At 60.1% G+C, this 11935-nt stretch carries 12 protein-coding genes; 5 read left to right on the forward strand and 7 right to left on the reverse strand.

Annotated features, from left to right (window positions below; all coding sequences use genetic code 11):
- Positions 1-45 precede the first annotated feature (45 nt).
- A complete protein-coding gene (hemE, locus tag ACR3FB_RS15140) occupies positions 46-1080 on the reverse strand; it encodes a uroporphyrinogen decarboxylase (protein ID WP_480566073.1) in 1035 nt (344 codons plus the stop codon).
- Between the two features lie 106 nt (positions 1081-1186).
- Between hemE and hemC the strand changes: the two genes are divergently transcribed.
- Complete coding sequence (gene hemC, locus ACR3FB_RS15145; RefSeq protein ID WP_480566075.1) at positions 1187-2149, forward strand: hydroxymethylbilane synthase; 963 nt, start codon at positions 1187-1189, stop codon at positions 2147-2149.
- A 214-nt stretch (positions 2150-2363) separates the two neighbouring features.
- Here the strand turns inward: hemC and ACR3FB_RS15150 are convergent, their stop codons facing one another.
- Genes ACR3FB_RS15150 through ACR3FB_RS15175 form a run of 6 tightly spaced genes read right to left on the reverse strand, consistent with a single transcriptional unit; the run spans position 2364 to position 7810 of the window.
- Complete coding sequence (locus tag ACR3FB_RS15150) at positions 2364-3635, reverse strand: aspartate aminotransferase family protein (RefSeq protein WP_480566077.1); 1272 nt, start codon at positions 3633-3635, stop codon at positions 2364-2366.
- 27 nt (positions 3636-3662) lie between these two features.
- The gene (locus ACR3FB_RS15155) at positions 3663-4772 is read right to left on the reverse strand and encodes a mandelate racemase/muconate lactonizing enzyme family protein (RefSeq protein WP_480566079.1); all 1110 of its coding nucleotides are present in this window, start codon (positions 4770-4772) and stop codon (positions 3663-3665) included.
- A complete protein-coding gene (locus ACR3FB_RS15160; protein WP_170469585.1) occupies positions 4769-5026 on the reverse strand; it encodes a cupin domain-containing protein in 258 nt (85 codons plus the stop codon). Before ACR3FB_RS15160 ends, ACR3FB_RS15155 begins: the two co-directional genes overlap by 4 nt.
- 23 nt (positions 5027-5049) lie before the next feature.
- Positions 5050-6156 carry an enolase C-terminal domain-like protein gene (locus ACR3FB_RS15165; protein ID WP_170642319.1) on the reverse strand — a complete coding sequence of 369 codons (1107 nt, stop codon included), beginning with the start codon at positions 6154-6156 and terminating at the stop codon, positions 5050-5052.
- Positions 6153-6731, reverse strand: a complete 579-nt coding sequence (locus tag ACR3FB_RS15170; protein WP_480566081.1) for a dimethylsulfonioproprionate lyase family protein — start codon at positions 6729-6731, stop codon at positions 6153-6155. The genes ACR3FB_RS15165 and ACR3FB_RS15170 overlap by 4 nt, the downstream gene beginning before the upstream one ends.
- Entirely contained in the window at positions 6728-7810 is a 1083-nt protein-coding gene (locus ACR3FB_RS15175) for an alcohol dehydrogenase family protein (protein WP_480566083.1), read from the reverse strand. Before ACR3FB_RS15175 ends, ACR3FB_RS15170 begins: the two co-directional genes overlap by 4 nt.
- 137 nt (positions 7811-7947) lie before the next feature.
- On the opposite strand from ACR3FB_RS15175, the gene ACR3FB_RS15180 reads away from it, so the two are divergent.
- The 4 genes from ACR3FB_RS15180 (at position 7948) to ACR3FB_RS15195 (ending at position 11933) form a co-directional block, all read left to right on the forward strand.
- Entirely contained in the window at positions 7948-8835 is an 888-nt protein-coding gene (locus ACR3FB_RS15180) for a MurR/RpiR family transcriptional regulator (protein ID WP_480566085.1), read from the forward strand.
- Positions 8836-8981: 146 nt separating this feature from the next.
- Positions 8982-9680 carry a DUF4129 domain-containing protein gene (locus ACR3FB_RS15185; RefSeq protein WP_480566087.1) on the forward strand — a complete coding sequence of 233 codons (699 nt, stop codon included), beginning with the start codon at positions 8982-8984 and terminating at the stop codon, positions 9678-9680.
- The gene (locus tag ACR3FB_RS15190) at positions 9677-10987 is read left to right on the forward strand and encodes a hypothetical protein (RefSeq protein WP_480566089.1); all 1311 of its coding nucleotides are present in this window, start codon (positions 9677-9679) and stop codon (positions 10985-10987) included. Before ACR3FB_RS15185 ends, ACR3FB_RS15190 begins: the two co-directional genes overlap by 4 nt.
- On the forward strand, positions 10977-11933 hold the full coding sequence (locus tag ACR3FB_RS15195; protein ID WP_480566091.1) for an AAA family ATPase: 957 nt from the start codon (positions 10977-10979) through the stop codon (positions 11931-11933). Before ACR3FB_RS15190 ends, ACR3FB_RS15195 begins: the two co-directional genes overlap by 11 nt.
- The last annotated feature ends 2 nt before the right edge of the window (positions 11934-11935 follow it).

The following is an 11935-nucleotide window of genomic DNA, read 5'->3' on the forward strand; positions in this document are numbered from 1 at the left end:
CGATGAATTGGCCAACGGCCAAGAAGGGGGCTGGTCCCCTTCCCTCTACCGCCCGCGCACCGTGTCGATCATCAACTGCACGTTCTCAGGATCCGCATCCGGCGTAATCCCGTGGCCGAGGTTGAAGATATGCGGTCCTTTGGAGAACGCCTCAACAATCCGCCGCGTCTCATCCACCAGCGCCTGACCGCCCGTCACCATATGGGACGAGGCCAAGTTCCCCTGCACACAACCGTCCACCTGCACATGCGCCGCCGCCCAGTCAGGCGCAACCGAGTTGTCCAGTGCCACACAATCCACACCAGTTGCCTTGGCGAACCCGACATAGCCATCGCCCGCCTCGCGCGGGAAGCCAATGACCGGAATACCGGGATGGCGCGCCTTGATGGCCTGAGTGACCATGCGGCACGGCTCAACCGCGTATTTCTGGAAAGCCTCGCCTTTCAGCGACCCGGCCCAGCTGTCAAAGATCTTGACCACCTCGGCCCCGGCCTCGATCTGAGCCGACAGATACTCGATCGTCGCCAGTGTAATCCGCTCCAACAGCGCCTCGAACAGGGCGTTATTCTCCTCGCGCAGCGCGTGCGCGGGACCCTGATCTGGTGTGCCGCGCCCTGCGATCATATAGGTCGCGACAGTCCACGGCGCGCCTGCAAATCCGATCAACGTCGTCTCGGACGGCAGTTCCTTCGATAGAATACGCACAGTTTCATAGACCGGGGACAGGGTCTCATGAATGTCCTCAACCGGCTTCAACACGTCAAAGTCGGATTGCTGCGTGATCGTCGAAAGGCGCGGGCCTTCGCCTGTCACAAACCACAAGTTCGCACCCAGCGCTTGAGGAACCAGAAGGATGTCAGCAAACAGGATCGCGGCGTCAAACCCATAGCGACGAATGGGCTGCAGCGTGACCTCGGCCGCCAGTTCGGGATTGTAGCACAGCGACAGAAAATCCCCGGCCTGCGCGCGGGTTGCGCGGTATTCCGGCAGATACCGCCCGGCCTGACGCATCATCCAGATCGGCGGAATCTCCTGAACCTCTCCGGCCAGTGCCCGCAGCAATTTCTTCGTCTCAGCCATCATCGCCCTCAATCTTGCGTTTCGTCCACGGGTCGGCGCTCAGTGGCAATTTGTCAAGCACTGCCCCCATTGTCAGGGCAATGTGACGCGACTAAAGCTGGTGTCCATGACACTGACTCTGCCCACCCCCGCATCGCCGCTCAAAATTGGCACCCGAGGCTCTCCGCTGGCATTGGCGCAAGCTTATGAGACCCGCCAGAGGCTGCGCAATGCATTTGGGTTGAGCGATGAGGCGTTTGAGATCGTGGTGATCAAAACCACCGGCGACAACCGCGCCATGATCGACGCAGATCGCCCGTTGAAAGAGATCGGCAACAAAGGCCTTTTCACGAAGGAAATCGAAGAGGCGATGCTGCGCGGCGATATCGATATCGCCGTTCATTCGACCAAGGATATGCCCGTCGAACAGCCCGCTGGGCTGGTGTTGGATACGTTTTTGCCTCGAGAGGATGTGCGCGATGCGTTCATTTCCCCGCAATTCACCTCGATCCACGACCTGCCCGAGGGCGCCGTTGTCGGCACCTCTTCCCTGCGGCGTAGGGCTCAATTGCTGAACCGCCGCCCTGACCTGAATGTGGTTGAATTTCGTGGCAACGTGCAGACCCGCCTAAAGAAACTGGCGGACGGCGTGGCTGATTGCACCTTTCTGGCCATGGCCGGAATCCGTAGATTGGGGATGGAGGACGTCCCTGCCACCGCGATTTCGACGGACGATATGCTGCCCGCCATCGCGCAAGGCGCGATCGGCATTGAACGCCGCGAAACAGACAGCCGGGCCGCCGAACTGCTTGAAGCGATTCATCACGCTGAAACCGGTCAACGTCTGACAGCGGAGCGTGCGCTACTGGCCGGGCTGGACGGATCTTGCGAGACCCCCATCGCCGGGCTTTGCGAAATCGAGAACGGTCAAATGCGGCTGCGGGGCGAGGTTCTGCGCCCCGACGGATCAGAGGCTATTGCGGAAAACACAACGGGCGCAATTGAAGACGCCACCGAGATGGGCTTGGAAATGGCCGGCACTCTGCTGCGTCAGGCAGGCCCCGGTTTCTTCGATTGGAAAAAATCCTAAATAATTTTAACCAAAGTGAACTTGTTCACTGTGGCATTCCGAAAAGACAGGCATTAATAGGCCATACCGGTTGCAAGACTGGATAGCCTCGAAAGTATCGAAAGTTTTCAGATTGTTGGTGTTTTAACAAGTATTCGAGGGGGCGAGGCTACGCCCAGACTGCAATAGGTGAACGGGTCGCTGTCAATTTCGACAGCGGCCCGTTTTCTTTTGATCAGCCCAGTGCCGCGACCGCTTGTTTCACCGCTTCGCGCGTTTGCTCCAGATCGGCCTCGGTCACCGCCAGAGACGGGTAGAGTTTGCCCGGAGATTTGAAAATCCCGTTCTCCCGTAGAACATCATTGTAGAGCGCGTTCCGTTTGGGGTCGTCGTGTCTAGCGCTGCGGTAGTCGCGGCAGGGGGTTTCGGTGAAATAGATATCGAACAGCGTTTCATCACCGCAGATCTGATGGGCAATACCCGCTTGGGTCAGCTCATCCACCTGCATCTGCTGCAAGGCCGCGCCTGTTGCGCGCAGCTGCTCATATGTCCCCTCGCGCCGCAGAATCTCCATCGTTTTCAACCCGGCGACCGAGGCCACAGGGTTACCTGACAGAGTGCCCAGCTGCATCAGCCATCCGGCCTCACCCACCTGCGATTTATCGAAATGCTTCATGATCTCAGCGCTTGCGCCCAGCGCAGCCAGAGGAAAACCGCCGCCGGTGATTTTACCCAGCGTGCAGATATCGGGCGTCACACCGTACCGTTCCTGCGCCCCGCCATAGGCCAGACGGAACCCGGTGACGATCTCATCAAAGATCAGCAACACATTGTATTTGTCGCACAGCTCGCGCAGGCCCTGGAGAAATCCTGGCAGCGGAGGGATGATGCGCTGCAAAGGCTCTGCCATGATCGCGGCGATATCGTCATGTTCGTTCAGTAGGGTCTCGACGGCCTCAAGGTCATTGAAAGGCGCGATCAGCATCTGTTCGGCGACGCCTGAAGGAATACCAGCACTGTCAGGCACGGCTTGCGGGAAATTCACCTCGCGGCTGGGGGCGAGACTCATCTGCGCTTCGGCGCTCATGCCGTGATAGCCGCCTTCGAATTTCAGGATCTTGTCCCGCCCGGTATAGGCGCGGGCCAGACGAATCGCGTACATATCAGCCTCGCCGCCCGAAGCGACAAAGCGCACCTGTTCACAGCAGGGCACGGCGTCAATGATCGCCTCGGCTAGTTCGACACCTTTGCTGTTATTTGCAAAAAAGGTCATGCCCTTGGGCAGTTGTTCCAGAACGGCCTCAAGCACTTCGGGGTGGCCATGACCCAAAAGCATCGGGCCGGAGCCGATCAGGTAGTCGATGTATTCGTTGCCATCCTCATCCCAGACGCGGCTGCCTTCGCCGCGTGAGATCATGATGCCGGGGTCGAAATTGCCGAAGCCACCCGCAGGCAGAGCTGCCTTGGCGCGGTCGATCCATTCGGATTGAGAGTTGATCTTGAGCATATCACGCGATCTCCATCGTCAAGAAAATCAGAGTCTGTAAACGGCCGCCGGGACGCCCAGAGCGTCTTCGTCGGGATGCACACCAAGGCCGGGCGTGTCGGGCAGATGCAGATGGCCGTCCACGTTGCGCGGGCCGCGCCCGCCTGCGATGTCGACGGTGATCATGTCCTGACAGGCCCAGACGGCGTGGCAATTGTCATCGGGGATGGTGGCGGCCAGATGCAGCGCCTCGGTATCTGCCAGCACGGACCCTCCGGTCGCCATGACGAACATGTCGATCCCATGGGCTAGCGCGATGTCCCGCATCCGCGCGGCCTTGGTCAGCCCACCGACCCGGTTCAGCTTGATCCCGAATATCTCGGCCAATCCATCCCGCGCAATCCGGGCGGCATCCTGCAAGGTGACAAGAGACTCGTCCACCGAGACGGTTGACGCATGTTTCGCCGAAATCGCTGCGATGTCATCCAGCGTCTCGCCCGGCTGCTCAAACATCACATTCAGGTTTTCACAGGCGCTCATCACCCTCAGGGCCTGTTGCCGGGTCCAACCTCGATTGACGTCATAGAGGACAATTTCACCCGGTCGGCGGAGGCTTTCCACATCCCGAACGCGGGCGATGTCTCTCTCCACATCGCCGCCGATCTTGACCGAATGAGCGATGTAACCCCGGCTACGATAGCGTTCGATGACTTCGCGGGTTTCCTCAACGGTCTTTGCCCCGACAGACGAGGCAATCGGGCGCGGCGTGCGGGAACCTCCGCCCATCAGATCGGCGATGGGCAAGCCCGCCGCCTGCCCGGCGATATCCCAACACGCCATATCAATCGGGCTTTTGGCATAGAGGTGACCGGGCAGAGCAAGGTCCATCGCGCGTTCGACCTCCAGCAGCTTGCGGGGATCAAGACCCAGAATGAACGGAGCCATGGTTTCGATCCCGGCCCGGATACCCGGCCCATGTGCCGGCACATAGGTGTGGCCCCAGGGCGTGCCTTCACCCCATCCCGTCAGACCCGCATCCGTTTCAACCTTCACAATCGTTGCGTCGAGGTTTTCGAACTTCAGCCGCCCACCGGACAGCCAGTATGGATGCTCCAGCGGCAGATCGACCTGAAAAACCGTTAGTCGAGTGATCTTCATTTCAGTTCCACTTCGACAAAGGACATGGAGTGGTCCCCTGCATTGATCACATTGTGCTCGACCCCTTGGTCCCGGCGGTAGGATGTTCCGGCAGGCACTGTCACCTCATTGACCGTTCCATCAGGCAATTCCAAACGCATGTGGCAATCGGTGACGGCGGTGATCACATAGTCCATCGCGTGGCGGTGCCAGCCGGTTTCGGCACCCGGGGCAAAGTCAAACCGCGTAACCCGTACGCGCGCGTCGTCAATCATCTGGGTTGCTTTGGCTTGGTCTCTCACAGGCGGAACTCCTCTACCGGCGCGCCGAGGCTTTCGAAATCCGGCGTCACCCCCAGCCCAGGCGTATCCGAGGCATAGAGCTTGCCATTCCGAGACACCGGGCCGCCGATTCCGGTCGACCGGGTGTTGTAGTTCATCAGGTCAGTCGTGTTCTGAAGATACTCGGGCGGAGTCGATGCCGCAAAATGCGCCACGACCGCGCTTGTGATCTCACCGCCCCATGTGTCTTCGCTGACCACGGGGATGCGGTTTTCCACCAGATAGTCCCGCACACGTCGCGCCTTGCTGAGCCCACCGAGGTTCGAGATTTTCAGACAACAGATCTCGGCCCCACGATCCGCGACAATGCGTTGCGCCATGTGGATGCCCGTCACGCATTCGTCCAGCTTCATCGGCTGTTCGGCGACACGACGAACCTGCTGACATTCTTCATAGGTGCGGCAGGGCTGTTCGAGGATGAAATCCAGATCTCGCGTGGCCCTCGCCACCCGGATCGCATTGTCGACCCGCCAGCCCTGATTGGCATCCGCCATCGCCTTTTCACCCGGCTGAAGCAAAGGAACCGTGGTGCGGATACGGTCAATATCGGTGGCCCAATCTCCTCCGACCTTAACTTGAAATTGCCGGTAGCCTTGATCGCGATAGGCATTCATCTCGGCCACGGTCTCATCTACCGCTTTTTGCGGCGCGACCCGGTACATGGGTGCGCCATCGGTCAGCTTTCCACCCAGCAGCATCCAGACTGGCTGATCACAGGCCTGCCCCAAGATATCCCAGCAGGCCGCATCAAACGGAGCCTTCGCGTAGCCATGCCCCTGCACCAGATGATCCATCAATTGCTCGATCCGGCCGACCTGACGGGGGTCTTCCCCCAGCAAGTGCGGCGCGACCAGCCTAGACAGCGCAACAACGCCTTCGGAATGCGCGACCATGTAGTTCTCGCCGCAGGGTGTGAACTCACCACAACCCTGCAAGTCTGCATCCGTGTCGATGACTACGACCGAGGCGGTGGCCGTCTCGATGGCATTCCCCGCGCCCCAGACATAGGCGCCACCGACATAGGGCAGCCCGGTCTGAAACACGCGGATCCGGTTGATCTTCATGCTGCGTCCATTCTGGGCAAATCCCCCATCCCTTCGCCACGCCAAAGCACAAAGGTCAGGATCGGCTGATCCGTCGTGGTCATCGCGTGGCTTTGCCAGCTTTCATGACTGCGGGTCTGACCCTCGACCACAAACGCCTCATCCCCATCGACTTTGAACAGAGCACCCCCAGCCAGCGTCAGGTAAAGCTCCTCTGCCTGATGGCTGTGCCAGTCATAGGCAAGACCCGGCCCCCAATAACCGACATAACCTCGCAGCTGGGTTGAATGAAAATGACCGGTCGGGCCGAACAATTCGTAGTAGCCATAGCGGCTGAGGAACTCGGCACCGACCTCCTCCACCGTGTAGGTGTGTTTCCACTGGGCCAAATGCGCGGTCGCCTTGATCGCCTCGACCAAAGCCTGCGTCACAGCACTTCCTGAGAGGGTCAACTCGCGCACCTGATCCGCAGCAGGGATATGGTTCGGCTCAAGTTCTACCGCCGACAGGTCAGACGGCCACGCGCCAAAGGCGGACAAATCAGGGTGCGTTTGATGCACCAAATACGCGGCCTGCAGCAAAACGTCCAAGGTCATGGGATCACCACGATATTGCCGGTGTGTTGCTTGGCGATGAACGCAGCTTGCGCGTCCCGAAGCTCCTCAAGCGGATAGGTGGCTGCCAAGGCCGGTTTGATCTCACCCGCTTCAATGTACTTCACAAGGTTCTGCATGACCTGTGGGTCAATCACAGTTGAGCCTGTGAAGGTCAGATCGCGTAGGTAGAACGTGCGCAGGTCAAACTCGACCATCGGGCCAGCGATGGCACCTGAACAGGTATAACGCCCGCCCCGTTCCAGAATGTCGATCAGCTTCGCCCAATAGGGACCACCGACCACGTCGGCCACCACGGTGATCTTCTCATCGCCCAGCGCTGCACGCAGATTTTCTGGCGCGCGCGGCAGGATCATGTCTGGACCCAGAGCGGCAACATCGGCGTGTTTCGCCTCGGACGCCAACGCGATCACCCGCGCGCCACGCCGCTTGGCCAGTTGCACAAGCGCGCCACCAACGCCACCCGAGGCCCCCGGCACCAGAACCGTGTCCTTGTCCGTGACATTTGCTCGGGTCAACATGCCCTCGGCGGTGGAATAGGAACACGAGAAGGTCGCCAGTTCGGCATCCGACAGGTTCGATGTGATCGGTACCGCGTTGACGGCCAGCGTCGTTGCGTATTCAGCAAAACCGCCATCCCGTTCGGACCCATAGTAGCCCGTTTTGTCCATGTTGCTGGGATCATCCGGATCGCGCAGCCAGCCATCGGTGATCACCCTTTGGCCAATCCGCGCAGCATCCACACCCGCACCGACGGCAACGATTTCACCGCAGATATCGGCACCCTGAATGCGAGGAAAGGTAATCGGCGCGCCGCCCCAGGTCGGGTCATCCTCGCCCACCTCTTCAAACGCACCGCCCGTGGTCGCATCTGTGACGGTCTTGGAGTACCAGCCCGAGCGTGTGTTCACATCAGTGTTGTTCAGCCCGCAAGCGGCAACCTTGATCAACACCTCACCAGCAGCGGGCTCCGGGCGGGGCCAGTTTTCATGCAGCACCATCTGCTCCAACCCGCCGTGACCCATGGTCACCATCGCCTTCATTGTTTCAGGCAAACTCATCCAGTAGTCTCCTCAAATGCGCCGCAGGTCGGCAGAGGTGTTTCGGGGGTCACATACCGGCGTTTTCGATCATCTTGGTGCGCCCAGTGTGCGAATCTGCTCGACAGGCTAATTTCACATGTGTACCACGGTCAATAATGAATGACACAAATGTATCATCAATCGTTCTCGACCGTCTGGCCGAGGAATGGGAGGCCCTGACACCCGAGGCCCAAAAGGCCGCGCGCTATGTGTTGGAGAACCCCACCGATGTCGGCGTTTCGACCGTTCGTGAAATTGCCGAAGCCGCCAATGTCAAACCCAACACCTTTGTCCGCATGGCCCGACAAGTCGGCTTTGAAGGCTATGAGGATTTTCGCGCCCCGTTCCGGCAGGCGATCCGGCAAGGGTCGGTCTCATTTCCTGACCGAGCCCGGTGGCTTCAGGACATCGGGAAGTCCGGCGAACTGGGCGGGCTCTACGCCGACATGATCGGCGCGGCGATCCGCAATATCGAAGAGACCTTTGCCAGGATCGATGCCAAACAACTGCAGGCAGCCGCCGAAGATATCTGGAACTGCCGACAGATCTTTACGCTGGGCGTCGGGGTAAACAACTCGAACGCCCGCAACTTCACCTATCTGGCCTCGACCGGCATGAAGCAGTTTCACGCCATTCCCCGTTCCGGCTCGACCCCGGTGGACGATCTGGCTTGGGCGGATGAACAGGACGTGCTGATTGCGATCACCTGCCACCCCTATCGGACCGAAGTGATCGAGGCGATCAAGCTGGCACGCCTACAGGGTATGACGGTCGTTGGCATCTCGGACAGCCCGGCCAGCCCAGTGATCCTGAACGCGCAGCACGGGTTCGTTCTGTCTGCAGACACGCCGCAATTCTTCCCTTCGTCAGTATCGACCATTGCATTGCTTGAGACGCTTTTGTCCTTCGTGATCGCTGTTTCCAGCGATGAGATTGTCGATCGCGTCGCGCGGTTCCACCAGCGCAGGCATGAGCTTGGCCTCTATGCGGAAGAGCCCGAATAGTCACACCCGACCTCGCTCTGAAACCCTGTCATGAAATCGCCACATGGGCGCGACAAACACGGGTCGCACACCCGCCTTGGTCAATCCATGCGCGAGGCGCATTCTACCGATTGCGTGCCTGACGAGAGTGAACTAACGATAGCTCAATGCGTTTTTTGACGGCCTTATTTCTATCGTTTCTTTTCTGCGCTCCCACACTGGTGACAGCGCAAGAGAAAGCGCTTTCCCCAACCGAGCTTAGCCCCTCGGGGCAGGACTATCTAAAGGCCGTTCGCTATCGCGGGATTGACACGGATGTAGTGTATTTTGACCCCACCCAACCGGCACCTCCGCTGGACACCAAATTCTCACCCACACCTGACGAAGAGTCTCAAACCGTCTCGCTTGATACCAACTGGACGATGGGAATCATCGCGGCACTGGTTCTGGCCGTGTTGGCATGGATCCTGTACCTCAGCGTCGGCCGCACGTCGGTTTCTTTCCGGTCGGGGGCAGGCAATGCAAAGCGCGCTGGAAAGCAGTCAGTGGACACGCCCGAGACGGATGAGGAATTGCCCGATCTGGATGCCATTCTGAGGCAGGAAGATCGCAACCAGGCGGTCGTCGGGCTGGCGCAACTGGTCCTGACCCGTTGCCTCAGCGCCAATGAGGTTTTGTTCAAGCGCAGCTGGACTCACCGCGAGGCGCTGCGCAGCCTGCCGCAGAGCCTCTGGTACATTCCCGACTTGCGCGCACTGGTGCTGGAAAGTGAACGGGTGCATTTCGGCCATCGCTCCATCAGCGACCCCGACTTCAACGCCCTGCTGGCACGCATCCGCCCCATCCTGCGCGAGGTCCGCTCATGAGCGATGCGGTCAATATTGCAGCACCCGAGCGGGTCCGGGTCGACTGGATTATCTTTGGCATCATCGGCGCGCTGTGCATCGGCATATTCCTTTATGTGATGGCCGGTCGACAATATGCGCTGCGCGACTCCTCGACCGGATTCGACGGGCTAGAACTGTGGCTGCGCGATCAAGGCCACACCGCGCAAACCTTTACCGGAGGCTGGCCGCTGGACCGCAGCACCATCGGCCTGTTGATCCAACCCATCTATGACACCCAGCCGGGCAAAGATCGCGCGCGCGCGCAGACCAAAGACGAACTGCTCCTGCAACCGGATGAGTTCGATCAGACTCTGGACGTGATCCGCGAAAAGGCGCTCTCGACCCCAAGCCTTGTGATCTTGCCCAAATGGCGATCGGGCCTGAGGCTCACCGGGTTGGGGCACCCTATCCTGTTGTCCCCCGAACAAGGGATCGAGGGCGTTCTGCATAGGATCGTTGGCTCGGATGTCGGCAAAATCCGCTCGGCCCGAGTTCCGTTCACCGATTTTGACGTGGCCTCTGACGATGCGCTGACCGCCCGCCTCTACGCGGCGCAGGTCTTTGACGGGCAAGGCTGCGAGCCGCTGGTTGGGCGTCGGGGCGCTATGGTTCTGGGCCTTTGCCCGCTGCCCGGCGACGGTGAACAGCAGAAGGTCCATGTTCTGTCCGACCCGGATTTGATGAACAACCATGGGCTGGCTTTAGGGGACAATGCCCTGATCGCGGCGCAATTGCTGCCCGAGATCGCGGGCGAGAAGCGGATCATCATCGACTACAGCGACCGCAACTGGCTGACCGACCCGCAACAGCATGTCGCGCGCGAACGCACGTGGGACGACCTGAAACGCCTGTTCGAACCGCCTTTCCTGACCCTATGGATCGGTGCGGGGTTTCTGTTGGCCCTTGCGGTCTGGCGCGGTGGGGTACGCAGCGGGCCGGTTGCGGATCTGTCGCTGGGTCTCGGGTCAGGCAAACGCACCGCCAATCGGGTCCGTGCGCGGCTGATGCGGATGACCGATCAGGACGGGGCACTGCTGTCGGATTTCATCGACACCCGCCTGCGCGCCCGCGCGGCATCGGTCTTCGGCACCTCGCACGCCCTGCGCGGCACGCCCGAGGACGCGTACCTAACCTATATTCGCGCCCGAAAACCGGACCTGACTGCAAAACTGGAAGATCTGATCGCATCCATCCGCGCCCTCCCCCCGCATCTGGGGCCGGAACATGCCATTCCCTATGTGGACCAATTTGAGTTGATACTGGAGCAACTTGCCGATGACGCTTGATGAATTGTTTTCCCATGCCGAAAGCCTCAGGGCCGAGATCGGCAAAGTTGTGCAAGGTCAGGAAGAGGCGGTTGACCTGCTGCTGACAGCGCTGTTTGCGCGCGGTCACGTGCTGCTTGAGGGGCCTCCGGGCACCGCCAAGACGCTTCTGGCGCGCAGCTTTGCAGGGGCACTGAGCCTTGAGTTCGGGCGCATTCAGTTCACGCCTGACCTTATGCCCGGCGACGTGCTGGGCACCTCGATCTACAATTTCCAGACCAGTGAGTTTGTTCTGACCAAAGGCCCCGTCTTCAGTCAGATTCTGCTGGCGGATGAGATCAACCGCGCGCCGCCCAAGACCCAGGCCGCCTTGCTGCAGGCGATGAACGAACGCATGGTAACCATCGATGGCACCGACCATTCGCTGGGGTCCGAGTTCATCGTTGTTGCCACCCAGAACCCGATTGAACAACAAGGCACTTACCCGCTGCCAGAGGCGCAGTTGGACCGTTTCCTGTTCAAGGTAAACCTCAGCTTCCCGCCCGAAGACGTCGAACTATCGATCCTGCGCCAGCACGCCAATGCACCGCTGGATCCCCTAGGCGCAACGCAAACTGTGCGCCCTCTGCTGGATGCCCCAACGATGGCAGCGGCCCGGCAGTTGATTGATGAGATCGTGCTGGATGACGATATTCTGGCCTATATTCTGCGTCTGGTGCGCGCCACACGTGAAAGCGCGGATATCGCCTTTGGGGCCTCGACCCGCGCCGCGGATGCCATCGCCGGGGCGACCCGCGCGACAGCAGCCTTGAACGGGCGCGATTTTGCCATTCCTGACGACGTCAAAACCCTGATCATCCACGCGCTGCAACACCGCATCGTTCTGTCCCCTGCCGCCGAAATCGAAGGGCGCGGGCCGCAGCAGGTGCTGGAGAACATCCTCAACCAGATCGAGGCCCCCCGCTGATC

The sequence above is a fragment of the Ruegeria sp. AO1 genome, assembly GCF_056535985.1.

Coding starts and splice junctions, on each gene's coding strand:
- hemE (WP_480566073.1), bottom strand. CDS start 1,080: ATGGCTGAGACGAAGAAATTGCTGCGGGCACTGGCCGGAGAGGTTCAG.
- hemC (WP_480566075.1), top strand. CDS start 1,187: ATGACACTGACTCTGCCCACCCCCGCATCGCCGCTCAAAATTGGCACC.
- ACR3FB_RS15150 (WP_480566077.1), bottom strand. CDS start 3,635: ATGCTCAAGATCAACTCTCAATCCGAATGGATCGACCGCGCCAAGGCA.
- ACR3FB_RS15155 (WP_480566079.1), bottom strand. CDS start 4,772: ATGAAGATCACTCGACTAACGGTTTTTCAGGTCGATCTGCCGCTGGAG.
- ACR3FB_RS15160 (WP_170469585.1), bottom strand. CDS start 5,026: ATGATTGACGACGCGCGCGTACGGGTTACGCGGTTTGACTTTGCCCCG.
- ACR3FB_RS15165 (WP_170642319.1), bottom strand. CDS start 6,156: ATGAAGATCAACCGGATCCGCGTGTTTCAGACCGGGCTGCCCTATGTC.
- ACR3FB_RS15170 (WP_480566081.1), bottom strand. CDS start 6,731: ATGACCTTGGACGTTTTGCTGCAGGCCGCGTATTTGGTGCATCAAACG.
- ACR3FB_RS15175 (WP_480566083.1), bottom strand. CDS start 7,810: ATGAGTTTGCCTGAAACAATGAAGGCGATGGTGACCATGGGTCACGGC.
- ACR3FB_RS15180 (WP_480566085.1), top strand. CDS start 7,948: ATGAATGACACAAATGTATCATCAATCGTTCTCGACCGTCTGGCCGAG.
- ACR3FB_RS15185 (WP_480566087.1), top strand. CDS start 8,982: ATGCGTTTTTTGACGGCCTTATTTCTATCGTTTCTTTTCTGCGCTCCC.
- ACR3FB_RS15190 (WP_480566089.1), top strand. CDS start 9,677: ATGAGCGATGCGGTCAATATTGCAGCACCCGAGCGGGTCCGGGTCGAC.
- ACR3FB_RS15195 (WP_480566091.1), top strand. CDS start 10,977: ATGACGCTTGATGAATTGTTTTCCCATGCCGAAAGCCTCAGGGCCGAG.